The organism is Nocardioides marmoriginsengisoli, from assembly GCF_003725695.1.
Classification (GTDB): Bacteria; Actinomycetota; Actinomycetes; order Propionibacteriales; family Nocardioidaceae; genus Marmoricola; species Marmoricola marmoriginsengisoli.
Genome location: NZ_RJSE01000005.1, coordinates 158,366 through 184,979, shown reverse-complemented (window position 1 = coordinate 184,979; position 26,614 = coordinate 158,366). Strand labels below are relative to the sequence as shown.

General features: G+C 70.3%; 28 protein-coding genes. 18 read left to right on the top strand and 10 right to left on the bottom strand.

What is annotated here, in order from left to right; translation table 11 throughout:
* Positions 1-218: 218 nt before the first annotated feature.
* The gene (locus EFK50_RS06780; protein WP_123226807.1) at positions 219-2,009 is read right to left on the bottom strand and encodes an AMP-dependent synthetase/ligase; all 1,791 of its coding nucleotides are present in this window, start codon (positions 2,007-2,009) and stop codon (positions 219-221) included.
* 84 nt (positions 2,010-2,093) lie between these two features.
* On the opposite strand from EFK50_RS06780, the gene EFK50_RS06775 reads away from it, so the two are divergent.
* The 7 genes from EFK50_RS06775 to EFK50_RS23015 all read left to right on the top strand — a co-directional run bounded on the left by EFK50_RS06775 (position 2,094) and on the right by EFK50_RS23015 (position 7,863).
* Positions 2,094-2,531 (top strand): SRPBCC family protein, encoded by a 438-nt coding sequence (locus tag EFK50_RS06775; RefSeq protein ID WP_123226806.1) that lies wholly within the window; start codon positions 2,094-2,096, stop codon positions 2,529-2,531.
* A gap of 4 nt (positions 2,532-2,535) precedes the next feature.
* Entirely contained in the window at positions 2,536-3,729 is a 1,194-nt protein-coding gene (locus EFK50_RS06770) for an ArsA family ATPase (protein WP_246004067.1), read from the top strand.
* Positions 3,726-4,121 (top strand): hypothetical protein, encoded by a 396-nt coding sequence (locus EFK50_RS06765; protein WP_123226805.1) that lies wholly within the window; start codon positions 3,726-3,728, stop codon positions 4,119-4,121. Before EFK50_RS06770 ends, EFK50_RS06765 begins: the two co-directional genes overlap by 4 nt.
* Entirely contained in the window at positions 4,118-5,074 is a 957-nt protein-coding gene (locus EFK50_RS06760) for an ROK family glucokinase (protein WP_123226804.1), read from the top strand. Before EFK50_RS06765 ends, EFK50_RS06760 begins: the two co-directional genes overlap by 4 nt.
* A gap of 83 nt (positions 5,075-5,157) precedes the next feature.
* Complete coding sequence (locus EFK50_RS06755) at positions 5,158-5,619, top strand: TadE/TadG family type IV pilus assembly protein (RefSeq protein ID WP_123226803.1); 462 nt, start codon at positions 5,158-5,160, stop codon at positions 5,617-5,619.
* On the top strand, positions 5,616-7,328 hold the full coding sequence (locus EFK50_RS06750) for a TadE/TadG family type IV pilus assembly protein (protein ID WP_183407705.1): 1,713 nt from the start codon (positions 5,616-5,618) through the stop codon (positions 7,326-7,328). The genes EFK50_RS06755 and EFK50_RS06750 overlap by 4 nt, the downstream gene beginning before the upstream one ends.
* A 55-nt stretch (positions 7,329-7,383) precedes the next feature.
* Complete coding sequence (locus EFK50_RS23015; protein ID WP_484213813.1) at positions 7,384-7,863, top strand: DUF7957 family protein; 480 nt, start codon at positions 7,384-7,386, stop codon at positions 7,861-7,863.
* Between the two features lie 640 nt (positions 7,864-8,503).
* Here the strand turns inward: EFK50_RS23015 and EFK50_RS06740 are convergent.
* From EFK50_RS06740 to EFK50_RS06730, 3 genes are read right to left on the bottom strand one after another with little or no spacing between them, the layout of a single operon-like run.
* Positions 8,504-9,739, bottom strand: a complete 1,236-nt coding sequence (locus EFK50_RS06740) for an ornithine cyclodeaminase, nickel-pincer nucleotide-dependent (RefSeq protein WP_123226800.1) — start codon at positions 9,737-9,739, stop codon at positions 8,504-8,506.
* The gene (locus tag EFK50_RS06735; protein WP_123226799.1) at positions 9,736-10,173 is read right to left on the bottom strand and encodes a hypothetical protein; all 438 of its coding nucleotides are present in this window, start codon (positions 10,171-10,173) and stop codon (positions 9,736-9,738) included. The genes EFK50_RS06740 and EFK50_RS06735 overlap by 4 nt, the downstream gene beginning before the upstream one ends.
* The gene (locus tag EFK50_RS06730) at positions 10,170-10,937 is read right to left on the bottom strand and encodes an alpha/beta hydrolase (protein ID WP_123226798.1); all 768 of its coding nucleotides are present in this window, start codon (positions 10,935-10,937) and stop codon (positions 10,170-10,172) included. The genes EFK50_RS06735 and EFK50_RS06730 overlap by 4 nt, the downstream gene beginning before the upstream one ends.
* 106 nt (positions 10,938-11,043) lie before the next feature.
* Between EFK50_RS06730 and EFK50_RS06725 the strand changes: the two genes are divergently transcribed.
* The 4 genes from EFK50_RS06725 (at position 11,044) to EFK50_RS06710 (ending at position 13,665) form a co-directional block, all read left to right on the top strand.
* The gene (locus EFK50_RS06725) at positions 11,044-11,835 is read left to right on the top strand and encodes a lysophospholipid acyltransferase family protein (protein WP_123226797.1); all 792 of its coding nucleotides are present in this window, start codon (positions 11,044-11,046) and stop codon (positions 11,833-11,835) included.
* The gene (locus tag EFK50_RS06720) at positions 11,832-12,332 is read left to right on the top strand and encodes a flavin reductase family protein (protein WP_123226796.1); all 501 of its coding nucleotides are present in this window, start codon (positions 11,832-11,834) and stop codon (positions 12,330-12,332) included. The genes EFK50_RS06725 and EFK50_RS06720 overlap by 4 nt, the downstream gene beginning before the upstream one ends.
* A 90-nt stretch (positions 12,333-12,422) precedes the next feature.
* Positions 12,423-12,731 carry a helix-turn-helix domain-containing protein gene (locus EFK50_RS06715; RefSeq protein WP_123226795.1) on the top strand — a complete coding sequence of 103 codons (309 nt, stop codon included), beginning with the start codon at positions 12,423-12,425 and terminating at the stop codon, positions 12,729-12,731.
* A gap of 4 nt (positions 12,732-12,735) precedes the next feature.
* A complete protein-coding gene (locus tag EFK50_RS06710) occupies positions 12,736-13,665 on the top strand; it encodes a threonine/serine dehydratase (protein ID WP_123226794.1) in 930 nt (309 codons plus the stop codon).
* A gap of 3 nt (positions 13,666-13,668) precedes the next feature.
* Here EFK50_RS06710 and EFK50_RS06705 read toward each other — a convergent pair whose 3' ends face one another.
* Positions 13,669-14,010 (bottom strand): DUF1801 domain-containing protein, encoded by a 342-nt coding sequence (locus EFK50_RS06705; protein WP_123226793.1) that lies wholly within the window; start codon positions 14,008-14,010, stop codon positions 13,669-13,671.
* A 153-nt stretch (positions 14,011-14,163) separates the two neighbouring features.
* Between EFK50_RS06705 and EFK50_RS06700 the strand changes: the two genes are divergently transcribed.
* Entirely contained in the window at positions 14,164-15,777 is a 1,614-nt protein-coding gene (locus EFK50_RS06700; protein WP_123226792.1) for an ABC-F family ATP-binding cassette domain-containing protein, read from the top strand.
* On the opposite strand, the gene EFK50_RS06695 is transcribed toward EFK50_RS06700, so the two are convergent.
* Complete coding sequence (locus EFK50_RS06695) at positions 15,774-17,174, bottom strand: WS/DGAT/MGAT family O-acyltransferase (protein ID WP_123226791.1); 1,401 nt, start codon at positions 17,172-17,174, stop codon at positions 15,774-15,776. The genes EFK50_RS06700 and EFK50_RS06695 overlap by 4 nt on opposite strands.
* Before the next feature lie 89 nt (positions 17,175-17,263).
* On the opposite strand from EFK50_RS06695, the gene EFK50_RS06690 reads away from it, so the two are divergent.
* The 4 genes from EFK50_RS06690 to EFK50_RS06675 all read left to right on the top strand — a co-directional run bounded on the left by EFK50_RS06690 (position 17,264) and on the right by EFK50_RS06675 (position 21,164).
* Positions 17,264-18,763, top strand: coding sequence for an aldehyde dehydrogenase family protein (locus EFK50_RS06690; RefSeq protein ID WP_123226790.1), 1,500 nt, complete (start codon positions 17,264-17,266; stop codon positions 18,761-18,763).
* Entirely contained in the window at positions 18,747-19,865 is a 1,119-nt protein-coding gene (locus EFK50_RS06685) for an FUSC family protein (protein WP_183407704.1), read from the top strand. Before EFK50_RS06690 ends, EFK50_RS06685 begins: the two co-directional genes overlap by 17 nt.
* Before the next feature lie 47 nt (positions 19,866-19,912).
* Positions 19,913-20,104, top strand: coding sequence for a hypothetical protein (locus EFK50_RS06680; protein WP_123226789.1), 192 nt, complete (start codon positions 19,913-19,915; stop codon positions 20,102-20,104).
* Between the two features lie 61 nt (positions 20,105-20,165).
* Entirely contained in the window at positions 20,166-21,164 is a 999-nt protein-coding gene (locus EFK50_RS06675) for an esterase/lipase family protein (RefSeq protein ID WP_183407703.1), read from the top strand.
* On the opposite strand, the gene EFK50_RS06670 is transcribed toward EFK50_RS06675, so the two are convergent.
* Complete coding sequence (locus EFK50_RS06670) at positions 21,161-22,273, bottom strand: glutamate--cysteine ligase (RefSeq protein ID WP_221177307.1); 1,113 nt, start codon at positions 22,271-22,273, stop codon at positions 21,161-21,163. The two genes, EFK50_RS06675 and EFK50_RS06670, sit on opposite strands and share 4 nt — an antisense overlap.
* Before the next feature lie 33 nt (positions 22,274-22,306).
* Between EFK50_RS06670 and EFK50_RS06665 the strand changes: the two genes are divergently transcribed.
* Positions 22,307-22,990, top strand: coding sequence for a VOC family protein (locus EFK50_RS06665; RefSeq protein WP_221177306.1), 684 nt, complete (start codon positions 22,307-22,309; stop codon positions 22,988-22,990).
* 11 nt (positions 22,991-23,001) lie between these two features.
* Here the strand turns inward: EFK50_RS06665 and EFK50_RS06660 are convergent, their stop codons facing one another.
* The 3 genes from EFK50_RS06660 to EFK50_RS06650 are packed head-to-tail and all read right to left on the bottom strand — an operon-like array spanning position 23,002 to position 25,917.
* Positions 23,002-23,532: a DUF402 domain-containing protein gene (locus EFK50_RS06660; RefSeq protein ID WP_123226785.1), complete on the bottom strand. Its 531-nt coding sequence runs from the start codon at positions 23,530-23,532 to the stop codon at positions 23,002-23,004.
* Between the two features lie 25 nt (positions 23,533-23,557).
* Positions 23,558-24,391 carry an SDR family NAD(P)-dependent oxidoreductase gene (locus EFK50_RS06655; protein ID WP_123226784.1) on the bottom strand — a complete coding sequence of 278 codons (834 nt, stop codon included), beginning with the start codon at positions 24,389-24,391 and terminating at the stop codon, positions 23,558-23,560.
* A complete protein-coding gene (locus tag EFK50_RS06650; protein ID WP_123226783.1) occupies positions 24,388-25,917 on the bottom strand; it encodes a flavin-containing monooxygenase in 1,530 nt (509 codons plus the stop codon). Before EFK50_RS06650 ends, EFK50_RS06655 begins: the two co-directional genes overlap by 4 nt.
* Before the next feature lie 71 nt (positions 25,918-25,988).
* Between EFK50_RS06650 and EFK50_RS06645 the strand changes: the two genes are divergently transcribed.
* The gene (locus EFK50_RS06645) at positions 25,989-26,612 is read left to right on the top strand and encodes a TetR/AcrR family transcriptional regulator (RefSeq protein WP_123226782.1); all 624 of its coding nucleotides are present in this window, start codon (positions 25,989-25,991) and stop codon (positions 26,610-26,612) included.
* The last annotated feature ends 2 nt before the right edge of the window (positions 26,613-26,614 follow it).

Below are 26,614 nucleotides of genomic sequence, written 5' to 3'. Positions count from 1 at the left end.
GGCGTCCCGTGTACGGCGTCCTCGTCCGGCGCGAAGGCGCCGGAGGGCATTCGCACGCGAGCACCGAAGTGATTGCCCGGCACACCCTCCAGTGCCGGTCGCACCATGAACAATGCCCGACAATTCGGGCATCTGCACCTAAATGTGCACTTTCTGTCTAGATAGTCAGAAAAAGGGTAGTCCGAACGGGCTATGCCGCCTGCCCGCAGCGAGAGCAGTCAGCGCGAGTAGAGCGCCTCGACCTCGTCGACGTTCTCCCGCATCACCACGTTGCGCTTGAGCTTCAGGCTCGGGGTGAGCTGCCCGCCCTCCTCGGTCCACTCGTCGCCGAGGATCACGAACTTGCGGATCGACTCCGCCTTCGAGACCGCCTTGTTGGCGTCCTCGACGGCGCCCTCGACGGCGGCGTACAGGTCCGGGTCGTCGAGGAGCTTCGCGATGTCGGTGGGCTTGCCGTTGCTCTCCGCCCAGCCCGGAACGGTCTCCCGGTCCAGGGTGATCAGCGCGCCGATGAACGGCCGGCCGTCGCCGACCACGACGCACTGGTCGATCAGCAGGTGGCTGCGCAGCCGGTCCTCGAGGACCGCGGGTGCGACGTTCTTGCCGCCGGCCGTCACCAGGATCTCCTTCTTCCGGCCGGTGATCCGGACGAAGCCCTCCTCGTCGATCTCGCCGACGTCGCCGGTGTGGAACCAGCCGTCGGCGTCCTTGGCCTCAGCGGTGGCCGCCTCGTTGTTCCAGTAGCCGGCGAAGACCTGCCCGCCGCGGAAGAGCAGCTCGCCGTCGTCGGCGACCCGGACCCCGGTGCCCTGGATCGGACGCCCGACGGTGCCGACCTTCTGGGCGTCGGGGAGGTTGACGGTCAGCGCGGCGGTGGTCTCGGTGAGCCCGTAGCCCTCCAGGACGTTCACGCCGATGCCCCGGTAGAAGTGCCCAAGCCGGTCGCCGAGCGGCGCGCCGCCGGAGACGGCGTACTCGCAGCGGCCGCCGAGGGCGGTCCGGAGCTTCGCGTAGACGAGCTTGTCGAAGACCGAGTGCTGGGCCTTCACCGCGAGGCCGACCTTGCCGGTCTCCAGGCCGCGGGAGTAGGCCATCGCGACCTCGGCGGCCCGGTTGAAGATCCGGCCCTTGCCGTCGGCGGCGGCCCGCTGGGAGGCGGTGTTGAAGACCTTCTCGAAGACCCGGGGGACCGCGAGGATGAAGGTGGGCTTGAACGCCGCGAAGTCGTCGAGCAGGTTCTTGATGTCCGCGGAGTGCCCCATCCGGACCCGGGCCTTGACGCAGCCGACCTGGATGATCCGGGCGAAGACGTGCGCCAGCGGCAGGAAGAGCAGCGTGGAGGCCTCGTCGCCGGTGAAGAGCTTGTCCAGCTCGTCGACGGCGACGCCCAGCTCGAACATGAAGTTGCCGTGGGTGAGCATGCAGCCCTTGGGCCGTCCGGTGGTGCCCGAGGTGTAGATCAGCGTCGCCAGCGCGTCCGGGCCGTTCGCCGTACGGCGGGCCTCGAGGTCCTCGTCGCTGATCTCGCTGCCGAGCGTGGTGAGGACCGCGACCGCGTTGTCGTCGATCGACCAGACGTGGTGGACCTCGGGCAGCCGGTCGCGGATCGCCTTGAGCCGGCCGGTGTGCTCCGGGGTCTCGGCGATCACCGCGCGGGTACCGGAGTCGGACAGGATCCACTCGATCTGCTCGGCGCTGGAGGTCTCGTAGATCGGCACCGTCGCGGCACCGGCGAACCAGATCGCGTAGTCGAACAGGGTCCACTCGTAGCGGGTCCGCGAGAGCAACGCGACCCGGTCGCCGGCCTCGACGCCTGCGGCGATCAGCCCCTTCGCCACGGCACGCACCTCGTCGAGGAACGCGGCGGCGGTGACATCGACCCAGGAGTCGCCGGAACGACGTGCGAAGACGACCGTTTCCGGGTGCTCGACCCCGTTGGTGACGACGTCGTCGGTCAGGTTCCCGACGTCCGGGATGGTGACCTGTTGGGGGGTGGAGTACTCGCGCACGCTTCTCCTCATCGATGTGACCTGCTGCTCATCCAGCACCTGCACGGTACTAGGGGGCGTCCGGCATCGGATAGCCTCCCATCCATGGCCGAACAGACCACCTCGAGCATCGAGATCGATGCGACTCCCGCCCAGGTGATGGCGGTGATCGTCGACTTCGAGTCCTACCCCGCGTGGGCGCAGGGGATGAAGGCCGCCGAGGTCGTCGGCCGGGACGCCGCCGGACGTGCCGACAAGGTGCACTTCGAGCTGGAGGCCACGCCGATCCGGGACTCGTACACCCTCGCGTACACCTACGCCGGTGACGACGTCCTCCGCTGGACCCTGGCCGAGGGCAAGATGCTCCGCGCGATGGAGGGCTCCTACGAGCTCGCCGCGGTCGGCGCCCGGACCGAGGTGACCTACCAGCTCTCCGTCGACGTCGCGATCCCGATGATCGGCCTGCTGCGGCGCAAGGCCGAGAAGGTCATCATCGACACCGCGCTCAAGGGTCTGAAGAAGCGCGTCGAGTCCCTGGGGTGACCTGATGGGCGTGCGGATCATCCTGTTCACCGGCAAGGGCGGCGTCGGCAAGACCACGTCCGCAGCCGGTACGGCGACGCTCGCCGCGGGCCGCGGTCAGCGCACCCTGGTGATGTCCACCGATGCCGCACACTCGCTCGGGGACGCGTTCGCCTGCGTGATCGGTGCCGAGCCGACCCCGGTGGCCCCGAACCTCTGGGTGCACCAGGTCGACGCCCAGCGCCGCTTCGAGCTCTCCTGGGGCGACATCCAGGGCTACCTGATGTCGGTGCTCGACGCCGCCGGGGTGGACCCGATCACGGCCGAGGAGCTGACCGTGATCCCGGGTGCCGAGGAGGTGCTCGCCCTGCTGGAGCTGCGCCAGCACGCGCTGTCGGGGGAGTGGGACGTGATCGTCGTCGACTGCGCCCCGACCGCCGAGACGCTGCGGCTGCTGGCGCTCCCGGAGGCGCTGAACTGGTACATGTCCCGGATGTTCGGCGTCCAGCGCAAGGTGATGCGGGCGCTCCGACCGGTGCTGACCCGGGCTGCCGGGGTGCCGATGCCCGAGGACTCGGTCTTCGACGCCGTCGAGCGGCTGCACCGCGACCTCGAGGAGGTCCAGCAGATCCTGTCCGACAAGGACGCCAGCGTCCGGCTGGTGCTGACCCCGGAGGCCGTCGTGGTCGCCGAGGCGCGCCGGTCGCTGACGACGTTGTCGCTCTACGGCTACCGGGTCGACGGCGTGATCGCCAACCGGGTCTTTCCCAGCGACGGCGCCGATGCCTGGCGCGACGCCTGGGTGGCCGCCCAGGAGGGTGTGCTGGCCGAGGTGCGGCAGTCTTTCGTCGATCTGCCGATCTGGACGTCGTCGTACCAGCCGGGTGAGCCGATGGGCGCCGAGGCGCTCGCGGCGTTCGCCGAGGCGGCGTACGGCGACAGCGACCCGCTCGCGATCCCGTCCGGGGACGGCCCGATGACGATCACCCGTACCGAGGGCGGTGCGGTCCTGCGGATCGCGCTGCCGTTCGCGGCCAAGGAGGATGTCGACCTGGCCCGGCACGGCGACGAGCTGGTGGTGACCGTCGGGTCCTATCGTCGGTTGCTCGCACTGCCGGCCGCGCTGGCCCGGCACACCGTGACCGGCGCCCGTGTGGAGGCCGGCTCCCTGCAAGTGAAGTTCCGCAGTGACAACGACGATCCCCAGGAGCAGCCGTGAGTGACGAGACCGGACCGAACGGCGAACCGATCGGCAGCGTCGGCGAGGAGGCTGCGAAGCTCTTCGCCGCGCTCTCCGGGCTCGCCAAGGGCGCGGGCACGGACTTCTCCGGTACGTCGGCGTCCGCCGCCGGTGCGATGTCGGACGCGATGCACAACCTCAACGAGCACATCGCGACCGGCGGTGAGGACTGCAAGTACTGCCCCGTCTGCCAGCTGATCACGGTCGTACGCACGACCAGTCCCGAGGTGAAGGCGCACCTCGCGGTCGCCGCCAGCTCGCTGATGCAGGCCGCCGCGGGCGTGCTCGCCACCCAGGTCCCGAGCGACGCCAAGACCTCGCCGGTCGAGAAGATCAACCTCGACGACGACGGCGGCTGGGACGAGTCGTGACGCTGACCGTAGGGATTGACGTCGGCGGCACCAAGATCGCCGCCGGGGTGGTGGCCGAGGACGGCACCGTCCTGGAGACCACCCGCCGGGAGTCGCCGGCCGAGCACCCGGCCGCGATCGCCGATGCGATCGGCGCCCTGGTTGCCGAGTACGCCGGTGAGCACGAGATCGCCGGCGTCGGCGTCGCTGCCGCGGGATTCATCGACCTGGCCCGGACCGAGGTGATGTTCGCGCCGAACCTGGCCTGGCGCGACGAGCCGCTGCGCCAGCTGGTGGCCGACCGGGTCTCGCTGCCGACGGTGATCGAGAACGACGCGAATGCCGCGGCCTGGGCGGAGTACCGGTTCGGGGCCGGCCAGGGTGCGCGCACGCTGGCCATGGTCACGATCGGCACCGGGATCGGTGGTGGCCTGGTGCTCGGCGGGCCGGAGAACGGCGCGGTGTTCCGCGGCGGGTTCGGGGTCGCGGCGGAGTTCGGGCACATGCGCGTCGTACCGGGCGGGCGGACGTGCGCCTGCGGGCTGCGCGGGTGCTGGGAGCAGTACGGCTCCGGGACCGGACTGACGACGCGAGCCCGCGAGCTGGCGATCGAGGACCCGGCCGGTGCTGCGATCCTGCTGGAGCTGGCCGGCGGCGACGCGGCCGCGATCGAGGGGCCGATGGTCTCCGAGGCCGCCGGCAGGGGTGACCGCGCTGCGCTCACCAGCTTCGCCGAGCTGGGCCGCTGGATCGGGGAGGGGCTGGGGTCGTTGACGGCGATCCTGGACCCGGACGTGATCATCGTCGGCGGCGGGGTCAGCGAGTCGAGCTGGCTGGACATGGAGACGATCCGGACCGCGTTCGAGGGGGCGGAGACCGGGTTCGGGCACCGTCCCGCTCCGGTGATCGCCCGGGCGGCGCTCGGCAACGAGGCCGGCCTGATCGGTGCGGCGGATCTCGCACGTCGTCCCTGAGGCCACCTAGGCATTTGGCACAAACGTGTCCTAAATGTCCGTTTCTTTGTTAGGCTCGTCCGGTCCCAGGGAGGGGGCTGGCGATGCCACACGGACGTGTCACTCCGAGCACGCGGCGCCGCCATCGCGATCAGCGCGGTGCGGCTGCGCTGGAGTTCGCCCTGATCGTGCCCATCCTGGTGATGGTCGTCTTCGGCATCGTCGACTTCGGCTGGGCGATCAACCGGGACACCCTGGTCAACAACGCCGCCCGCGAAGGCGCTCGTGAAGGGTCGCTGGACCCGGACCAGGCCGCGATCGTCGCCGCGGTGCGCAACAGCCTGGTGTCGATCGAACCGGTCGGCCAGACGCCGTCCAAGATCACCGTCACCGTCGGGTGCCGCAGGCCGGACGACTCGGTATGCACGAACTTCGCGACCGACGCGGTGGCCGGCGGCACCGTGATCGTGACGGTGGCGCTCGACCACTCCTGGATCACCCCGGTCGGCAGCACCTTCGGCGACGGCGTCGAGCTGACCAAGACCGTCGAGATGAGGATCGAGTGAGGCGCCGTCGCGACGAGTCCGGCGCGATCGCGATCATGTTCGGGCTGCTCGCGGTCGTGCTCATGGGCATCGCCGCGCTCGGCGTCGACTTCGCCTCCCAGGTTAACGAACGCCAGAAGCTCCAGGACTCGATGGACGCCGGTGCCCAGGCCGGCGCGTACCAGCTGCCGACGAACGGGATGAAGTCCCAGAGCGACGCGATCGCGTTCGCCAAGGCTGCGGACGCCACCTCGACGCCGGACGTCGACTACTTCTGCGTGGTCGGATCGATCAAGAGCGGGAGTGCCTGGGTGCTGGACGCCAGCCAGATCCCGGGTGTCTGCAACCCGGCCTCGTCGAAGCTCGGCAGCGTCTACACCGGACTGCGCTGCGGTCCGTCGATCTGCTCGATCCCGTGCCGGCCGCTCTCCGGGGACCTCTGCAACACGATCCGGCTCACCGACGCGAGGGACGTCCCGTTCACCTTCGCGCGAGCGCTCGGGATCGACCAGGGCAGCACCGGGGCGACCCAGTCGGTCGCCTGCAAGGGTTCGTGCGGCACGATCCCGCCGAACCCGCTGGACGTGGCGATCGTGGCCGACCGGACCGGCAGCATGTCCTCGACGGACCGTGCGGCGATGGTCACCGGCATCAAGGGGATGCTCAAGGTGATGACGCCGTCCCAGCAGTACGTCGCGCTCGGCACGATCGGCCGCGCGGGGCCGTCGGCGCCGTCGTCGTGCAAGAGCAGTCCCACCGGGAGCACCACCACGACCGGGCCGTGGATCCCGACGCCGTTCACCACTGGCTACCTGAACGCGGCCGGCACCGACGTGAACACCTCGAACCAGCTGGTCAAGGACGTCAATTGCCTGACCGCGTCGAGCACCGGGACGTCGCTGGCGGCACCGTTCAAGTCGGCGGCGCGCTACCTCCTCGGATCGGCGGTAGGGGCGACCAACAACCTCGGCTCACTCCCGGCGCGGAACTCCGGTACGCCGCGGAAGGTGCTGATCTTCGAGACCGACGGGCAGCCGAACGAGACTGCGGCCACCGCGGGGACGCCGTCGCTGTCGTCGAGCTCGGACCTGTTCTCGAACTCCGACTCGGTGACCACGTCGAACGCGACCGTCGGTCCGGTCGCGAACCCGGTGACGGTCACCACCACCGTCGGCTCCGGGAGCCTGAAGATCACGATCAACACGACCACGACGTACAACACCACCACCAAGACGACGACCAACACGTACGTCGGAGGGCAGAACGCCTGCACCAACCTGGGGTCGGTCGCGGCCAACGCGAAGGCTGCCGGGATCCTGGTCGTCACGATCGCCTACAACCTCTCCGGCATCACCTGCGACCTGAACAACCCGAACCCGCCGGCGCCGACGTCGACCACCGTCGACAGCGCGATCATCCCGGTCAGCGACGTCCTGGTCGGCAAGGTCCGCACGATCCTGCAGACCGTCAACCGGACCATCACCAGGACCGTCTGGGTCGGACCGACCGGAGAGCAGGTCACCGGGGTCCTCGCGAACGTCGCCTCGCCGACAGCGGACGGCGCCCCGAGCGTCAACGACAAGGACTGCGGTACGACGACCGGCCGGGACGCCGAGAACAGCGACGGCGACTACTTCTTCTGCGCCGCGTCGGGCACCGACATGGCGCCGATCTTCAAGACCGCTCTGTCGCAGGCGTCCGCGGGGATCAAGCTGATCCGGCTTCCCTAGCTGCTGGACAAAGATCCGTTCGCCGCGGCGACGGCCGGGCCGATCTCTGATATTCATGTCCGCAGGTCGCCGCGGCGACCTCCTACTCGGGGGAGAAGGTGCGGATCATGACTGGATACTCCTGGGTTCGAATTCCGCTGTCGAGCTTCGGCAAGGGAGTGCCGCTCCAATGACAGCTTGGTTCTCGGTGCACGACGGGCGACTTCGGGTTTCACGCGACGATCCTTCAATCGCATGGGAGGGGATGCTCGATGGTTTGCCGGTGCTTGACCTAATCGCGTTGTCATCCGGTACGGCGGCCGTCGTGTTGTTGGACCCGCCTGGCGGACACGCAGCCGTGAGGAACTTGGTCGGGGTGGGACCGGACGCCCACGTCTCCTGGCGAGCCGAGCTCCCCACAACAGGAGAGTCAGACGCATTCGTCTCGATCGAACTCACCGAGAAAGGGCTGATTGCCGCGTCAACCTGGAGCGGCTACCGGGTCCTGATCTCGCCGAGCACAGGGACCTTGATCGGACAGGAGTTCACGAAGTGACCGCGCGTGTCGACCGATGCTTCGGGCGCTTGCCACGGCCATGGCCATGGTCTTTGCCTGGATAGGGATCTGGCACCAGGCCGAGGCATCGGCCGTTGCGGCTACTCCGTCCGCGACCTTCGTCTACGACCGCCACCACCACTCGGCGCCGTCGTGTAGCAGCACCTCGGAGCGCGGGTCTCCCGCGTCGTACGACGTCATCACCGGTTACAGCGCAACGGCCGCCATCCGTTCGCCGCGGCGACGGCCGGGCCGATCTCTGATATTTATGTCCGCAGGCGGCCGCGGTGATCCCCTTACCCGGGGCCCTCTGTTCCGGGAAGGAAGCTCGGTGACTGCTGATCGAGATTGGGTTTGGGTTCTTGAGGGATTCAGTGGCGCTCATGGCGTCACTAGGTGGGTCCTCCCCGAGCTCGATGACGACACGGTTCGAGAACATCTCGGATGGGTTCCCGGTGGCCTCTGGACACCGCCACCCTCCCTCGTCAGGCTCCTTCGAGAGTCGCAGGGCATCTGCGTGAATCCGTCTGAGTTCGATGACCTGTTGCTAGGTAAGGAAGCCTGCGAGCATTCCTCGCCGCCGTGAACGAAACGGTGGCGACGCACACCTGCATGCTCGGACGAGCGGGCTCCTCTACGACTACCGCCGCCGGTACTCCGGCACCAGCTCCCCGGCCAGCTGCTCCAGGAACAACCCGACGTCCGTGACGATCCCGCGGGCCTGGGACGAGCCCCGGTCCGCGAGCTTCGTCACCGTCGCGGGGTTGATGTCCACGCAGACGAGCGGAATCGAGGCCGGCAGGATGTTCCCGGTGGCGACCGAGTGCAGCATGGTCGCGACCATCAGGCAGAAGCCGACGTCGGTGAGCTCGGCGCGCATCGCCCTCTGGCCGTCGATCACGTCGGTGTAGACGTCCGGCAACGGCCCGTCGTCGCGGACCGAGCCGACCAGGACGAACGACTTCTCCTGCTTGACCAGGGCGTGCATGATCCCGCCGGTCAGGACCCCGGTCTCGACGGCGGCACGGATCGAGCCGGCCTTGCGGATCGTGTTGATCGCCCGGATGTGATGCTCGTGGCCGTGCTCGACGCCCTGGCCGCGGGCGAGGTCGATGCCCAGCGAGGTGCCGTAGAGGGCGGACTCGATGTCGTGCGTCGCCAGCGCATTGCCGGCGAAGAGCACGTCGACGTACCCGGCGTTGACCAGCTCGACCATCGCCGGGGCAGCTCCGGTGTGCACCACGCCCGGCCCGCCGACCCAGAGGACCTTCTTGCCGGCTGCCTTCGCCTCGCGCATCCCGTCGGCCACCTGCCGGACCAGGACTGCCTGGGGCTTCTCGCTGGACACGTCGGACTCCATGAAGCCGAATCCGCCCGTGTCCGCCACCACCGGGACGTCGACCCGGATCCCGGAGGCCCCGCAGATCACCTTCATCCCGGCGCGCACGTCCGCCATCGGCAGCGTGTGGATCCGGGGCTCGCCCTCGGTGTCCTCGACGATCAGCCCGCAGTCCATCTCCGGGTTCGCGACCGGCAGCCAGGACTTGTCCAGGCGGACCTGGGTCTCCAGGTTGGTGCTGGAGTAGAACCCGTCCGGGAAGACCCCGTCCTGCTCGGTGACCTTGACCGCCGCGACCCCCGGGTCGACCTGGTTGACGCCGCGGGTCTGCAGCCGCATCAGCAGCCGTTGCAGCGCCTCGTCGTCCTCGGCGGAGACCTTCAGCTCGGCGTGCGAGATGTCGCCGGCGTCGTGACCGAGGTCGAAGCGGACGATCACGTAGTCGCCGCCGTACTCGCGGATGTCGTCGAGGACCCGGGAGAGGATCCCCGAGTCCATCAGGTGGCCGCTGATCTCGACGGTGTCGGTGGACGTCACAGGGCGGTCCCGTCGTCCCAGCCCGAGTCCGGGTCGGGGCCGCCGGCCATCGTGGCGACCAGGTAGCCGAAGCCGCCGACGAACCAGATCAGCAGCAGCAACGGGATCGGCGTCGGCAGCGACACGTCCACCATGATCGAGATCAGCACCAGGATCGGGACGCCGAACAGCCCGCTCCAGGCCAGCCCGCGGATACCTCGGGGCATCGGCGCGGCGGGAGGCGGCGGTGGCACGAAGTGGTCGTCGTCCGCCCACGGCGACTCGGCCAGCTCGGGAGGTCCGTCGATGACCGGCCCGGCCAGCTCGGCCTGCGGCTCGACGACCTCCGGGACCACCAGTTCCGGGAACTCCGGGCGCTCGCCGTACCCCTCGACGATCCGCTGGAAGTCCGCGTCCTCCTGCGCCCGGCGGGCGCTCTCGTCGCCGACGCTCACGGCGCCGTCACCCGGGCGATGAAGTCGGCCGACTCGGTGAAGATCGTCTCGGCGTCGTTGTCCAGGGTGGCCACGTGATAGCTCTCGGTCAGGACCCGCTCGGTCGCCTCGGTGGAGGAGACCCCCGCCAGGATGATCGCGGCCGAGGACGGATCCACCACGTGGTCGTCGGCCGAGCGGAACAGCAGCACCGGCGCGGTCACCTTGGCCAGGTCTGCCCGGACCTGCTTCCAGGCCGCGAGCATCGAGGCGAGCGGCTTCAGCGGCGTCTTCGGATAGGCGTACTCGAGGACGCCGTCCTTCTTGATGTCGTTGCCGATCGCGGGGAACGCCTTGGTCAGGTGCTTCATCACCGGGAGCAGCAACAGCTGCTTGTTGGTGCTCGCGACGGCGGGGTTCACCATCACCAGTCCGGCGATCTCTCCGGCGCGCCGCTCGGCCAGGTTCAGCGTCAGGCAGCCGCCCATCGAGAGGCCGCCGACCACCACGACGTCGCAGCGGGCCTTGAGCGCCTCGAACTCGGACTCGATCGCCGCGTAGTAGTCGTCGTACCGGGTCTCGGCCATCTCCTGCCAGGTGGTGCCGTGCCCCGGCAGCCGCGGTACGGCGACCGCGTAGCCGAGTCCGGCGAGGTGCCGACCCCAGGGGACGACCGACGCCGGGGACCCGGTGAAACCGTGGCTGAGCAGGACGCCGACGCGACGTCCGGAGGCGTCCGGCGTACCGTCGGCGTAGAACGGCTCGGCGTGGGGGGCCAAGGACACGAGAACCTCACTTCGGCGGTGTATCAGCAGATGCACTCATCGTTTCACGCACCTGGTGGAGGGGCTAGGGTTCGGGTGACCGTTCAGGTGTCGAGGAGGTGACGAGTTGTTCTACTGGTTCCTGAAGTTCGTGGCGATCGGGCCGCTGCTGCGGGTCGTCTTCCGGCCGCGCACCGAGGGCGCCGAGAACCTCCCGGTCGAGGGTCCGGCCATCCTGGCGAGCAACCACCTCTCCTACGCGGACTGGCTCTTCATGCCGCTCACGCTCTCGCGCCGGGTCACCTTCGTGGCCAAGGCCGAGTACTTCAACACCCCCGGCATCAAGGGCTGGTTCCAGAAGCTGTTCTTCTCCGGCGCCGGCCAGGTGCCGATCGACCGCTCCGGTGCCTCAGCCGCCGAGGGTGCGCTCAGCTCGGCGAAGGGGATCCTCGCCGAGGGCGACATGTTCGGGATCTTCCCCGAGGGCACCCGCTCGCACGACGGCCGGCTCTACCGCGGCAAGACCGGCGTCGCCCGGCTGGCCCTGGAGACCGGGGTCCCGGTGATCCCGGTCGCGGTGATCGGCACCGACGTGGTCGCCCCTCCGGGCAAGAAGTTCGGCACCATCACCCGTCCGGTGGTCCGGTTCGGCAAGCCGCTGAACTTCGAGCGCTACGAGGGCATGGAGAACGACCGCTACATCCTGCGCTCGGTCACCGACGAGATCATGTACGAGATCATGCGCCTCTCCGGCCAGGAGTACGTCGACATGTACGCCTCCCGGGCCAAGGAGGAGCAGAAGAAGGCCGAGGTCGCCGCGAAGGCCGCCGAGAAGGCCGCGGCCGCTGAGCCGGCCCCGGAGACCGCTGCCGACGACGACGGCGACGACTCCCGGGCCGCCGAGCCGCAAGCATCTTGACGATCCACTCCACGAACCCCTTCGCCGAGCCGCCGGACCCGGTACGACGCTTCCGCGGTCGCCTCGGCGGGGCGGTCTCGCTGTGGACCGCCGGCTCCGGCGCGGACCGGGTCGGGCTCACCGTGTCGTCGCTGATGGTCGCCAACGGGGACCCGGGTCGGATCCTCGGGCTGCTCGACCCCGACGCGGCGCTGACCGAGGCGCTCGCACCCGGTGGCCGCGCGGTCGTCCAGCTGCTGACCTGGGCCGATCGCGACCTGGCCGAGGCCTTCGCCGGCACCGCACCGGCCCCCGGCGGACCGTTCCGGACGGGGGAGTGGGAGCAGACCGAGCACGGGCCGGTCCTGGCCGACCGGACCCGGGCGCTGGTCCGCGTCGAAGAGCTGCGCGAGGAAGCCTGGTCCCAGCTGGTCGTGACGAGCATCGAGGACCTGCTGATCGTCGACGACGAGAGCCCGCTGGAGCACCGCCGGGGCCGGTACCGGACAATTCCGTAGAGAAAGTCCGTCCCGTTGGTCGAGTTCTGGTCGGGAAGAACCTGGCTACCGGTAGCGTTGGGCTCAGCAGGACGAAGAGGAGATCGCGGGATGGTGCTGTTTCGCCGGCAACTCGGTGACGTGTTGCGCGCTGAGCGGATGCGTCGTGGCATGACCCTGCGCGAGCTCTCCTCGGACGCCCGGATCAGTCTGGGCTACATCTCCGAGATCGAGCGCGGTCAGAAGGAAGCCTCCTCCGAGCTCCTCGCCTCGCTCTGCGAAGCCCTCGAGGTCCCGCTCTCCGACGTGCTCCGCGAGGTCAGCGACACCGTCGCCGTCGAGGAGGCCCGCCTGATCGCCGAGGCCGCCGTCGAACGCGTCCCTGCGCGCGGCGGCAACGTCGTCGCCTCCGCTGCCTGATCGCTTGGTCACCCGGGTCGAGGTCGAGGCTGCCCAGGCGCGCATCGCGGGCCGGATCCGCCGTACGCCGCTGCTGGACACCGGCGACGGCCGGCTCTGGATCAAGTGCGAGTTCCTGCAGCACGCCGGGGTCTTCAAGACCCGCGGTGCCTTCAACCGGCAGCTGGCCGCCCGGGAGCGCGGTGAGCTCGACGACCGGAACGGCATCGTGGTCGCCTCCGGCGGCAACGCCGGGCTGGCCAACGCGTACGCCGCCTCCGTGCTGGGCGTCCCGGCCACGGTCTTCGTGCCCGCGAACGCGCCTGCGGTGAAGGTCGACCGCTTACGGGCCTACGGCGCGGTCGTGCACCAGGTGGGCACCGAGTACGCCGACGCGTACGACGCGGCCACCACCCACGCCGCCGAGCAGGACGCCGTCTTCGTGCACGCCTACGACCAGTCCGAGGTCGTCGCCGGGGCGGGCACCCTGGGGCTGGAGATCCTCGAGGACGAGCCGAGCATCGACACCATCGTGGTCGCGGTCGGCGGCGGCGGCCTGTACGCCGGCGTCGCGGCGGCGGCGCACGACCGGGCCCGGATCGTGGCAGTCGAACCCACGAGCATCCCGACGCTGCGCTCCGCCCTGGACGCCGGCCGTCCGGTCGACGTGACCGTCTCCGGCATCACCGCCGACTCCCTCGGCGCCCGGAGGGTCGGTGAGATCGCGTTCGAGGTCGCCCAGCGCACCGGTCCGACCTCCGTGCTGGTCGGCGACGACGACATCACGGCAGCGCGCACCGCCCTGTGGGGGCGCTACCGGATCCCGGCCGAGTACGGCGCGGCGGCGGCCTACGCCGCCCTCACCTCCGGCGCCTACGTCCCTGAACCCGGCGAGCGGGTGGCGGTCCTGATCTGCGGCGCCAACACCGATCCGGCGACGCTCGCCCAGGAGTGACGTCTAGGCCTGGTTGAGCGCGACCGCGTCCCGGACCAGGTCCGCGAACGCGTCCTGGTCGAGGCTGTCGCCTGCGAAGACGTCGATCGCCCGACGGGTTCCGGCGTCGAGGCTGGCGTTGAACAGCCCGTCCGGGTCGGCGAGCGAGGCGCCCTTGGCGAAGGTGACCTTGACCTTGTCCTTGTAGGTCTCCACCGTGCAGATCAACCCGGAGCGCGAGAACGTGGGCACGCCGTCCGGGTTGGAGGCCTTGCGCCACTTCGCCTCCTCGACCGCGTCCGGCGCGGCCTGGAGGATCAGCGTGCGGATCAGGTCGACAAGCTCGGATCTCCAGTCAGCAGCCATGAGCGAACCCTACCGACGGCCGGGCCCGGAAAAGGGGTTTGGTCCCGGTGCCGGCCTCGGTAGGGTGGTTCCATCATGAAGATCTGACGACGTCCCCGCAGGTGCCCGTGGCCGTGCCCGACCTGCCTCGTTCCGTTCCTGGAGCACGTCGTCATGAAACCGTCCCCGCTCGTCGCCACCGACCTGATCCGGCGCTACGCCACCCGTGACCGGGTCCGCACCGTCCTCGACAACCTGAGCATGACCGCAGCGCCCGGATCCCGGGTCGGCCTGATCGGCGAGAACGGCTCCGGGAAGTCCACCCTGCTCCGGGTGCTCGCCGGGATCGATCTCCCGGACGCCGGCGAGGTGCGGGCCCCGGCTGACCTGGTCTACCTGCCCCAGGAGCCCGACCCGCAGGTCACCGGGACCGTCGGCGACCTCCTCGACGGGGCGCTGCAGCCGTTGCGGGCCGCGGTCGCGGAGCTGGAGCAGCTCGCGGGCCGGCTGGGGACGGACCCGGACGCGGCGAACCGCTACGACCGGGTGCTGGCCTGGGCGACGCAGCACGATGCGTGGGACGCCGAGCGCCGTGCGGTGGTCACGGCGGCCGGCCTCGGTCTCGCGGACCTCGATCGGGAGCGTCCGCTCTCGACGCTCTCCGGGGGTCAGCGGAGCCGGCTGGCGCTCGCGGCGGCGCTCGTCCGGAGGCCCGCGGTTCTGCTCCTCGACGAGCCGACCAACCACCTGGACGGCGACGCGCTGCGCCTGCTGGAGGAGTCGCTGGTCCGGCAGCACGGCGTGATCGTCGCGGCCAGCCACGACCGCACCTTCCTGGACACCGTCTGCACCGAGATCGTCGACCTCGATGCCGGCGCGCTCGGGAGCGACGGGAAGGGCGGCCGCCGCTTCGGCGGCTCGTTCTCGGCGTACCTGGAGCACCAGGCCGAGAGCCGGCGGCGCTGGGAGGAGCAGTACGCCGCCGAGCAGGACGAGCTCGAGCGCCTGCGCGAGAAGACCCGGATCGGCACCGACGCGATCGCCCGCGGCCGGGGCCCGCGCGACAACGACAAGTTCATCCACCAGTTCAAGGGCGGCAACGTCGAGCGCGCCCAGGCCCGCCGCGTCAACGATGCCCAGCGACGGCTCGACCTCGCCGAGCGCTCCCAGGTCCGCAAGCCCCCGAAGCGGATCGCCTTCGCGGGCCGGCTCGCCCACGGCGGCGGGACCGGGCCGGCGGTCTCGGTCCGCGGGCTCCGGGTGGACGGACCGTCAGGTCCGCGGGTCGCTCTCGACGAGCTGGACCTGCGCCACGGCGACCAGCTCTTGGTCGTCGGACCGAACGGCAGCGGCAAGTCGACCCTGCTGGCCGCGATCGCCGGCCGGATCGAGCCCGACGCGGGCACCGTGACCGTGACGGCCCGACAGGTGGCGATGGTCGAGCAGGACCCGGTGTTCGCCCGGATGGACCTGAGCGCGGCCGCGACCTTCGCGGCCGCCCCGGGCAGCGGACGCACCTCGTTGCGGTCACTCGGGCTGCTCGCTCCCCAGGACCTGACCCGCCCGATCGGCGACCTCAGCGTGGGTCAACGGCGCCGGCTGGCGCTGGCCCTGGCAGTCGCCGCGGAGCCGGACCTGCTGCTCCTGGACGAGCCGACCAACCACCTCTCCCTGGCGCTGGCCTCCGAGATCGAGGACGCCCTCCGGGCCACGCCCGGCACGGTCCTGATGACCTCGCACGACCGCTGGCTGCGCCGTCGCTGGCAGGGCGCCGTCCTGGCGCTCTAGGCCCCGACAGCCTGCTCCAGAGCGGTCAGCTCGCTGTCCAGGTGCACCAGCAGCCGCTGCAGGTGCGGTACCCGGCGGCGGTCGCCGGTCAGCCCGAAGCACATGTCCTCGGCGTAGCTGTTGCAGGTGATGTTCAAAGCCATGCCCTGCATCGGGATCGACACCGGGTAGGTGCCGGTCAGCCGGGCGCCGTTGAGGAACTGGGTGCTGCGCGGCCCGGGGACGTTGCTGATGATCAGGTTGAACGGCGGCCGGACGACCCCGTTGAGCCGCAGCATCGGGATCGCCAGCGACGGGGCCATGCCGAGCGCGCTCATCGCGACGATCTGGTTCGGCGTCATCGACTCCAGGGCCGCCTTGCCGGCCTTCATCGAGGCGTGGATCGCGGCGAGCCGGTCGGCCGGGTCCGCCAGGTCGGTGCCGAGCTTCACCATCACCGAGCCGACCGCGTTCCCGCCGCCACCGGCCTCGGAGTCGGAGCCTCGGGACTTGAGCCCGACCGGGACCATCGAGACCAGGGAGGTGTCGGGGAGGGAGTTCAGCTCGATCAGGTAGTTGCGGACCGCGCCGCCGCACATCGCCAGCACGACGTCGTTCAAGGTGGTCCGGCTGGCCTTGGAGATGGCCCGCAGCCGGTCCAGCGCCCAGCCGTCCGAGGCGAATCGGCGGGACCCGGTGATGTTCACGTTGAAGATCGACTTCGGGGCGTAGAACGACAGCGCCGACGCCTCGTTCTTGACGCCCTTGTTGAGGGTGCGGATCAGCGCGGCCGGCAGCCCGCCGGCGTCCGCGGCCAGGCCCATCGCGCTGCGCAGGGTGTCCATCGGGACCGAGGTCAGGTCCCGGGCGGACGGCTCGCGCACCTTCTTCGACCGGACCGCGCGGGCGTCGAAGGGGAGTGGCATGTTGCGGCGGTCCGGGTCGGTGCTGAGCACGCTCTGCATCAGCTTCATCGCCGAGATCCCGTCGACCAAGGAGTGGTGCAGCTTGGTGTACATCGCGACCCGGCCGTCGGCGAGCCCCTCGATGATGTGCGCCTCCCAGAGCGGCCGCTCCCGGCCGAGCATCTGACCGTGCAGCCGCGAGACCAGCTCGAGCAGCTCCCGGATCCGGCCCGGCTCGGGGAGCGCGCTGTGCCGGACGTGGTGCTCGATGTCGAACTCGGCGTCGTCGGTCCAGACCCACTGGCCGAGGCTGCTGATGCTCCGCGACGGGCGCTTGCGGAACAGCGGCGCGATCTCCTCGGTGTCGAGCGCGGCCTCGTAGAGCTCGCGGGCGAAGTGCGGGCCGGCATCGGCGGGCTTCTCGAACAGCTGCAGACCGGCGACGTGCATCGGCTGGTTGCGGTTCTCGGCGAGCAGGAACCCGAGCGAGGTGGGGTCGATAGGTGTGGGCACGTCGCGATCCTTGCGCCTCGTGTGGCGTTTGGGAAGCAGGGTGGTGCACGGGGCTGCACACCCGAGCCCGGCGGGAGTAGGTTCGTGCCATGACGATCACCGACCCCAGCACCGCGACCTCCTCGTCGTTCGCCTCGATCAACCCGCGGACCGGTGCCGTGGTCGCGAGCCACCCGATCGCCGGCGAGGCCGAGGTCGCCGCCGCGGTCGCTCGGGCCCGTACGGCCGCCGACTGGTGGAGCGGGCTGAGCTTCGCCGAGCGCAAGGGCCTGCTGAACGCCTGGAAGGGCGAGGTCACCCGGCGGGTCGGCGAGCTCGCCGCGATCATGCAGGCCGAGACCGGAAAGCCGCACGGCGACGCGATGCTCGAGTGCGCGCTGGCGATCGATCACCTGGCCTGGGCCGCCGGGCACGCCGGCAAGGTGCTCGGCCGGCACAAGGTGCCCAGCGGTCTGGTGATGGCCAACCAGAAGGCGACGGTCGAGTTCCGCCCGCTCGGCGTGATCGGCGTGATCGGCCCGTGGAACTACCCGGTGTTCACCCCGATGGGCTCGATCGCCTACGCCCTGGCTGCGGGCAACGCGGTCGTCTTCAAGCCCAGCGAGTACACCCCGGGCGTCGGGGTCTGGCTCGCCGAGACCGCCGCCGAGGTCTTCGGGCAGCCGGTCCTCCAGGTGGTCACCGGCCTCGGCGACACCGGCGCGGCGCTGTGCCGCTCGGGGGTCAACAAGGTCGCCTTCACCGGGTCGACCGCGACCGGCAAGCGAGTGATGGCCGCCTGTGCCGAGACGCTCACGCCGGTGCTGATCGAAGCCGGAGGGAAGGACGCCCTGATCGTCGACGAGGACGCCGACGTCGCGGCGGCCGTGGACGGTGCCGTCTGGGGCGCGAACGCCAACGCCGGCCAGACCTGCGCCGGCGTCGAGCGCGTCTACGTGCACGAGCGCGTGTACGACGACTTCCTCGCCCAGGTGATCGCGCGCACCAAGGAGGTGCACGCCACCAACGACGCCGACGCCAAGATCGGCCCGATCACGATGCCCAGCCAGATCGACATCATCAAGCGGCACATCGACAGCGCGATCGCCGACGGAGGCAAGGCGGTCCTCGGCGGACCCGAGTCGGTCGGCGACCGGTTCGTGCAGCCGGTGATCCTCGTGGACGTGCCGGAGACGTCGTCGGCCGTCACCGAGGAGACCTTCGGCCCGACCATGACGGTCACCAAGGTGGCCTCCATGGACGAGGCGGTCGCGCTCACCAACGCGTCGAAGTACGCGCTCGGCTCCTCGGTGTTCAGCAAGCGCAACGGGATGCGGATCGCCGAGCGGCTCCGGGTCGGGATGACCGCGATCAACGGCGTGATCACCTTCGCCGGGGTGCCGTCGCTGCCCTTCGGCGGGGTCGGCGACTCCGGCTTCGGGCGGATCCACGGGCCCGAGGGCCTCAAGGAGTTCACCTACGCCCACGCGATCACCAAGCAGCGGATGAAGCCGCTGCTCGCGCTGACCACGTTCCAGCGCACCGAAAAGGCCGAGGAGCAACTGGGCAAGCTGATCACGATGCTGCACGGGCGTGGATCGAAGAAGTAGCGGCACCACTTTCGACCTGGCCTTCACCCGGAGCCGCACGTCGCTGCGGGCCCGCCTCGCCCGGTTGCGGTCGAAGGGCTGGCAGATCGGGCAGTGCGCGATCGCGGCCGGTGTCGCCTGGTTCGTCGCCGCCGACCTGATCGGGCACGACACCCCGTTCTTCGCGCCGATCGCCGCGGTGGTGAGTCTCGGGACGTCGTACGGGCAACGGCTGCGGCGGGTGGCCGAGGTGACGCTCGGGGTGGCGATCGGCGTCTTCCTCGGCGATGCGCTGACCCACCTGCTCGGCTCGGGCGGCTGGCAGATCGCGCTGATCGTCTCGCTCGCGATGGTCTCGGCGCTGCTGCTGGACGCCGGCGCGATCTTCGTGACCCAGGCGGCCGTCCAGGCGATCGTGGTGAGCACGCTGCTGCCGGACCCGGGCAAGGCGTTCCTGCGCTGGAGCGACGCGCTGATCGGGGGAGCGGTGGCGCTGGTCGCTGCGACCGTGGTCCCGCGGGCACCGTTGCGCCGTCCGCGCGAGCAGGTCTCGGTGGTGATCCGGAAGATCTCGGCGCTGCTCCGGGCGTCGGCGGACCGGATCGAGGACGGCGACGCCGAACGTGCGCTGTCGACGCTGGCCGAGGCCCGCCGTACCGATGCCCTGATCGCGGAACTGCAGGCCGCCTCGGACGAGGGCCTCTCGGTGCTCGCCTCCTCGCCCTTCCGCTACCGGCACAAGGGCGGTGTGCGCCGGATGGCCGAGCTGGTCGAACCGCTCGACTTCGCGCTGCGCAACACCCGCGTCCTGGCCCGGCGGGTCGCCGTCGCCTGCCACCGCCGGGAGCCGATCCCGGCCGGGTACGCCGTCTTCCTCCGAGACCTGGCCGACGTCACCGACGGGATGGCCGCCGAGCTGAAGGCCGACCGGATGGCCAGCGGGCTCCGCGACCCGCTGCTGGCGATGGGACAGGCGTCGTCCACCCTGGAGCGCACGCCGATGCTCTCGGCCGAGGTGGTCCTGGCGAGCGTCCGGTCGCTGATCGCCGACCTGCTCGCGGTCAGCGGCATGGACCCGCTGGAAGCGACCGATGCGATCCCGCCGATCGGCTGGGACCAGTGAGCACCGCGTCCAAGGGGCGCATACTGGCGTGAGACCTAGGAGGAACGGTGACGAAACCCTTCGGCGAAGACCTCGGGAAGAACCTCCGCGCGGTGCAGGTCACCCGCGACGGCGGGATCAACGTGCCGGTGCGGGCCGACCGGGACGGCATCCGGCTCGGCACGGACGCCGTCGCGACGCCACCGGCGCCGCGCAGGAGCCGGCGAAGCCTGCTGCGGCGTCTGTTCCGGCGGTCGTAGCGCTCCAGCGCCTCAGGTCACGAGTATTTACATCACGGGCGTGATGGGAAATGCTCTCGCCATGCACAGGTTCCTCGCCCTGACCGTCACCGCGCTGATGGTCGGCATGCTCGGTGCGCCCGCGGACGCAACGACGGTCGGGTACCCGCCGGTCGACCGGCCGGGACCGGCGCTCACCACGCCACCGGCCGTGCTCCGTGCCGCTCTGGTGTGCTCGGCGAACGTCGACCGCGCCACCCGAACCCCGGTGCTCCTGGTGCACGGCACGAGCGTGACCGCCGAGGAGAACTGGTCGTTCCTCTACCGGCCGGCGCTGAAGGCGAGTCGGACGCCGTACTGCTTGGTCCAGCTGCCCTACCGCGCGACGGGCGACATCCAGGTCAACGCCGAGTACGTCGTCTGGGCGATCCGCGAGCTGCACCGCCGGGCGGAGCGGAAGATCTCGATCATCGGTGCCAGCCAGGGCGGGATGCTGCCGCGGTGGGCGCTGCGGTTCTGGCCGGACCTGCGCCCGATGGTCGACGACCTGATCGGCCTGGCGCCGTCGAACCACGGCACCACCGGGTTCGCCGCGTGCGCGACCAAGGGCTGCCGGCCGGCCGAGTTCCAGCAGCGGAGCACCTCGGCCTTCATCGCGGCCCTGAACAGCGGCCAGGAGACGTTCCCGCGGATCTCCTACACGAACGTGTACACCCATCGCGACAAGGTCGTCGTGCCGAACGCCGATGACCGGGGCAGCTCGTCCCTGCACGGCGGTGGTGGCCGGATCACCAACGTGGCGCTCCAGGACATCTGCCCCGGGGACCCGTCCGACCACATCCTGCTGGGTGCCATCGACCTGGTCGGCTTCCAGCTCGCCCTGGACGCGCTCGATCACGACGGGCCGGCCTCCCCGGCGCGGGTCGCCGCGCAGGGCTGCGCGAAGCCACCGCCGGGCTTCGATCCGGTCCTGGGCGCGCTCAGCCTGCCGTCGCTGGTCCTCGGCAACACCATCGGGCTCGGGGCAGCCGACACGGTCGCCGCGGAGCCGCCGCTACGGAGCTACGCCTGGTCCTCCTAAAGCTCGCGCACCACCGCGTCGACGACCGCGACCAGGTCGCCGCCGGTCGCCTCGGCCACCGCGCGCTGACGCTGGTACGACGCCCCCAGCCGGGTGATCTCGTGGACCAGCTCCAGGTCCTCGGCGCACCCGAGACGGGCGGCCACCGGCATCAGCCGGTCCACCAGGTCGGTCAGGTCCTCGCGCAGCAGCCGCTCGTTCGAGTCGGCGTCCAGGATGATCCAGGCCTCCAGTCCGTACCGGGCCGCGCGCCACTTGTTCTCCTGGACGTGCCACGGCGGCATCGTCGGCAGCGTCTCTCCCCGGGTCAGCCGCTCGGAGAGGTCGACCACCAGGCAGTGCGTCAGGGCCACCAGCGCGCGCATCTCCCAGAGAGTCGACACGCCGTCGCAGATCCGTATCTCGACGGTCCCGGTGCGGGGCGCCGGCCGGACGTCCCAGCGGATCTCGTCGATGTTCTCGATTACGCCGGTGGTGAGCAGGTCGTCGGCGTACGACTCGAACTCGGCCCAGTCGGAGAACTGGAACGGCAGGCCCGCGGTCGGCAGCTGCTGGAACATCATCGCCCGATTGCTGGCGTAGCCGGTGTCGTGGCCGGCCCAGATCGGCGAGGACGCGGAGAGCGCCTGCAGGTGCGGGTACCAGTTCAGCAGCGCCGAGACCAGCGGGATCACCTGGTCCTTCGCGACGCCGACGTGCACGTGCACGCCCCAGATCAGCATCTGCCGGCCCCACCACTGGGTCCGGGCCATCAGTTCCTCGTAGCGGTGCCCGGGCGTGAGCAGCTGGTCGGACCAGGCCGCGAACGGGTGCGTCCCGGCGCTGAACAGGTCGACGCCGAGGTCGGCCGCGACCGGGACCACCTTGGCGAGCATCTCGACGAGCTCGGCGATGGCCTGGTCGGTGTTCTCGCAGATGCCGGTGGTCAGCTCCACGCTGTTGCGGAGCAGCTCCTTGTGCAGCCGCGGCTCCGGTCCGTGGCGCTCCTCGACCAGGTCGAAGAGCTCGGAGGCGGCATTGACCAGGTCCCGGGTGCGGTGGTCGACGAGGGCGAACTCCCACTCGACCCCAAGGGTCGGCCGGGGCGATACCGCGAAGTCGATGGCCACATGAGGATGCTGACACATGGGAGCATCACCAGGGTGACGACAGCCTGGATCACCGCCTTCGTGGACGTGCCCGCCTCCCGCCAGGCCGCGGCCGCGGCGTTCTGGTGCGGGGTCACCGGCTCGACGCTCTCGAGCACGCGCGGCGCCGACGGCGAGTTCGCCACCTTCCTGCCTCCCGACGGCGATCCCTATCTCCGGTTCCAGCGGATCGGCGCCGGACCGGCCGGGGTGCACCTCGACCTGCACGAGGGCGACCGCGACCTGGAGGTCCTGCGGTCACCCGGAGGGCTGCCCTACTGCCTCAACGAGGGCGAGTCGGGCGTCCGGCCGTTGCCGCGGATCTGGGCCGGGGGACAGGCCAGCCTGGTCGACCAGGTCTGCCTGGACGTGCCCCCGTCGGCGTACGACGCGGAGTGCGCCTTCTGGGCCGACGCCACCGGGTGGGAGCTGCACGAGGGCAGCCGTCCCGAGTTCCGCTTCCTGGCCCGGCCCGACGAGGTGCCGCTACGGATCCTGCTGCAGCGCCTGGACGAGGAGAACGGCCCGGTCCGTGCGCACCTGGACCTGGCGACCACCGATCGTGCCGCCGAGACCGATCGCCACCGCGGGCTCGGCGCCCGGGTGGAGGCCACCCGGCAGCACTGGACGGTGCTCCGCGACCCGTCCGGGGCGACGTACTGCATCACCGACCGGGACCCGTACACCGGCGTGCTCTAGCTGTACGGGAACTACGGCTGGCGGATCTCGGCGAGCTTCGCCAGCCAGCGGGCCACGCTGCCGTCGAACGGCGCCCTCTCCGCCGACATCGCCGCAAAGACCTCGTCGCAGCTCGCCCGGGCACCGGCGATCACCTCGGCCGGGTAGCCCAGCGCGACCTGGTGCTCGGCGAACTCGTCCTCGTCGTCGATCCAGACCCGGCCGTCGGTCTCGCGGATCACGTCCAGGTCCAGGTCGACGCAGCGGACCTCGGACTCGTCCTCCGACCAGGTGCAGGGCGTTGTCATGTCGACGTAGAAGTCCACCGGGCGGTCGGCATCGTTGCCGTAGATGGTGGCCACCCACCAGTCGTCGTGGGGGAGCAGCACCACGTGGTCGGCCCAGGCGGTGAAGCCCTTGCCCGGCTTGGCGAGCCAGGTGCCCCTGGTGACGCCGAGCCAGTGCCCGAGCGCGTCGACCCCCAGCCGGACCGCGTCGAACTCCCAGTGCGGCTCGTCGGGCCACTTGCGGGTGCGGACGCGGACGGCTCGGAGGTCGGTCACGCGGGCAAGCCTACGGAGGTCCTGCCTACTTCTTGGGCTTGGGCATCGTCTTCGGTGCGCCCCACGCCACCACGTCCTGGTAGCGCGAGCCGGCGACCTTGGCGAGGTGGTGGATGATGTGCGCGTCGATGCCGACCAGGACCCGCGCCTTCCCCTTGACCGCGTTGTCCAGGATGATCCCGGCGGCCTTCTCGGCGGTCATCCGGGCCAGGCGCTTGTCGAAGAGCTCGTCGATCTTGCCGGCGTCCTGGCTCGCGGTCTTGCGGCCGTTGCGGGCGATCCCGGTCTTGATGCCGCCCGGGTGGATGCAGGTGACCGTGACCGGGTGCTTGTTGATCAGCATCTCCTCGCGGAGGGCCTCGGTGAAGCCGCGGACGGCGTACTTGGTCGCGTTGTAGGCGGTCTGCCCGGGCATCGAGACCAGGCCGAAGAGGCTGGAGATGTTCACCAGGGCGCCGTCGCCGGAGGCGATCAGGTGCGGGAGGAACTCCTTGGTGCCGTTGACGACGCCGTTGAAGTTGACGCCGACGATCCAGTCGAAGTCCTCGTAGGACATCTCCTCGAAGTCGCCGGTCACGGTGACGCCGGCGTTGTTGACGACCACGTTGACCCGGCCGAACTGCTCGGCGACGGCGGTCGCCCAGGCACCCATCGCGGCCCGGTCGGAGACGTCGATGACGTCGCTGCGGACCTCGGCACCGAGTCCCTTGACCAGGTCGACGGTCTCGGCCAGTGCCTCGGCGTTCCAGTCGGAGATCGCCAGCAGCGCACCCTCGCGGGCCGCCTTGAGGGCCATCTCGCGACCCATGCCGCCACCGGCTCCGCTGATGACGACGACCTTGTCGTTGAGCGACTTCATGCGACGCTCTCCTTCTCTGTGTTGGCCTTGCTCACGGGGGCGTCGGACCGGGCGGTCACGACGTACTTCTCGATGTCGAAGCTGCGCAGCAGCCCGCGGAACGCGAACGTGGTCCGCGGCCACAGGGTGGTGTTGCGGCCGTGCTCGTCGAGGTACCAGGAGGCGCAGCCGCCGGTGCTCCACACGGTGCTCCGCATCCGGCGCTGCATGTCCTCGTTCCAGGACTTCTGCGCCTCGGGGGTCGGCTCGACGGTCGCGAGCTGCCGCGCTCCCATCTGCGCCAGCGCGTCGAGGATGTAGGCGATCTGGCTCTCGATCATGAAGACCATGCTCGAGTGGCCGAGACCGGTGTTGGCGCCGACGATCTGGAACAGGTTCGGGAACCCGGCGGCGGTGGTGCCCTTGTACGACGCCATCCCGTGCTCGGCCCAGACGTCGCCCAGGGTGCGGCCGTCGCGGCCCTTGATGTGGTGCGCGATCGGCTGGTCGGTGGTGTAGAAGCCGGTCGCGACGATCAGGACGTCGATGTCGCGGGTCTCGCCGGTGCTGGTCACGATCCCGGTCGGGGTGATCTCGGCGATGCCGTCGGTGATCACGTCGACGTTGGCCTGGGCGAGCGCGGGGTAGTACGTGTTCGAGATCAGGATGCGCTTGCAGCCGATCTGGAAGTCCGGGGTGACCTTGCGCTGCAGCTCCGGGTCGCTGATCCCCTTCTTGATGTTCGCCAGGGCCATCGTCTTGGCCGGGGTCAGGATCGCCGGCGCCTTCACGAACCCGGGGACGTAGGTCTCGCGGCCCCAGTAGATCGCCGTGCGGTAGAGCTTCTGGAGCCCCGGCAGGAACCGGAAGCCGAGCTTCTCCACGCGGGTGTAGGCGCGGTCGTGGCGCGGCATCACCCAGGGCGCGGTGCGCTGGTAGACGTCGAGGTGGCCGACCGTCTTGGCGATCTCCGGGATCACCTGGATCGCGGAGGCGCCGGTGCCGATGATGGCGACCCGCTTGCCGGCCAGGTCGACGTCGTGGTCCCAGCGGGCGGTGTGGAAGATCTCGCCGGTGAAGCCGTCGATGCCCTTGATCTCCGGGTTCTTCGGCTCGGAGAGACCGCCGGAGCCGCTGATCACGACGTCGGCGGTGACGGTGCCGGCGCTGGTGGTCACGGTCCAGACCTGGTCGGTCTCGTCCCAGGCGGCGTCCTCGACGGTCACGCCGAAGCGGAACCGGTCGAGCACGCCGGAGGAGCGGGCGACGTCCTGGAGGTAGGCGTGGATCTCCGGCTGCGGGGAGAACGACCGCGACCAGTTCGGGTTCGGGGCGAACGAGAACGAGTAGAGCTGGCTGGGCACGTCGCAGGCAGCACCGGGGTAGGTGTTGTCGCGCCAGGTGCCGCCGACGCTGGTGCCCTTGTCGAGGACCAGGAAGTCGGCCTGCCCGGCCTCGTCCAGCTTGATGGCCGCGCCGAGGCCGGCGAACCCGGCACCGACGACGAGGACGCGAACGCGCTCGGGGAGACTGGTCGTGGAGGTCATGCTGATGATCCTACCGCCTGTTGAACGATCGTCAATAGCGCTATTGACTGAGGTTCAGTAATGTAGGACACATGACCACCAGTAGTGAGCCCCGGTCGGCCCGCACCGGCCGGCTCCGGATGTCCCCGGAGAGCCGTCGCGAGCAGCTGCTCGACCTCGGCACCCGGCTGCTCTCGACCCGGACGCTCGAGGAGATCTCCATCGAGGTGCTGGCCGAGGAGGCCGGGATCTCGCGCGGTCTGCTGTACCACTACTTCGGCAACAAGCAGGAGTTCCACCTGGCCGTCGTACGACGGGCTGTCGAGGACCTGGTCGCGATCACCGCGCCCCGGGACATCGACGACCCGATCGAGCAGCTGGCTGTCTCGATCGGCGCCTACCTCGACTACGTGGTCGAGAACTACACCGGCTACGTCTCCCTGGTCCGCGCGGCCGCCGGCGGCAACGAGGAGCTCCGGGCCATCTACGACCAGGGCCGCAAGGCGCTGACCGATCGGATCTTCGAGGTCACCGGCCCCGAGGGGCTCGAGGCGCTCGGGCTCTCCGACTCGCCGACGATACGGCTGCTGGTCAACGGCTGGGCCGCGATGCTCGAGGTCGTCATCATCGACTGGGTGGACGACCCGCGCGGGATCGCCCGCGAGGACCTGCTTGAGCGGCTGGCCCGGGCGCTGCCCGCGATCGTGCTGTCCTGACG

What these genes read in the sequence shown, in the direction of transcription:
- EFK50_RS06775 (WP_123226806.1), top strand. Translation starts at nt 2,094, where the DNA reads ATGGCCGAACAGACCACCTCGAGCATCGAGATCGATGCGACTCCCGCC.
- EFK50_RS06770 (WP_246004067.1), top strand. Translation starts at nt 2,536, where the DNA reads ATGGGCGTGCGGATCATCCTGTTCACCGGCAAGGGCGGCGTCGGCAAG.
- EFK50_RS06755 (WP_123226803.1), top strand. Translation starts at nt 5,158, where the DNA reads ATGCCACACGGACGTGTCACTCCGAGCACGCGGCGCCGCCATCGCGAT.
- EFK50_RS23015 (WP_484213813.1), top strand. Translation starts at nt 7,384, where the DNA reads ATGTCCGCAGGTCGCCGCGGCGACCTCCTACTCGGGGGAGAAGGTGCG.
- EFK50_RS06715 (WP_123226795.1), top strand. Translation starts at nt 12,423, where the DNA reads ATGGTGCTGTTTCGCCGGCAACTCGGTGACGTGTTGCGCGCTGAGCGG.
- EFK50_RS06705 (WP_123226793.1), bottom strand. Translation starts at nt 14,010, where the DNA reads ATGGCTGCTGACTGGAGATCCGAGCTTGTCGACCTGATCCGCACGCTG.
- EFK50_RS06700 (WP_123226792.1), top strand. Translation starts at nt 14,164, where the DNA reads ATGAAACCGTCCCCGCTCGTCGCCACCGACCTGATCCGGCGCTACGCC.
- EFK50_RS06690 (WP_123226790.1), top strand. Translation starts at nt 17,264, where the DNA reads ATGACGATCACCGACCCCAGCACCGCGACCTCCTCGTCGTTCGCCTCG.
- EFK50_RS06675 (WP_183407703.1), top strand. Translation starts at nt 20,166, where the DNA reads ATGCACAGGTTCCTCGCCCTGACCGTCACCGCGCTGATGGTCGGCATG.
- EFK50_RS06655 (WP_123226784.1), bottom strand. Translation starts at nt 24,391, where the DNA reads ATGAAGTCGCTCAACGACAAGGTCGTCGTCATCAGCGGAGCCGGTGGC.
- EFK50_RS06650 (WP_123226783.1), bottom strand. Translation starts at nt 25,917, where the DNA reads ATGACCTCCACGACCAGTCTCCCCGAGCGCGTTCGCGTCCTCGTCGTC.
- EFK50_RS06645 (WP_123226782.1), top strand. Translation starts at nt 25,989, where the DNA reads ATGACCACCAGTAGTGAGCCCCGGTCGGCCCGCACCGGCCGGCTCCGG.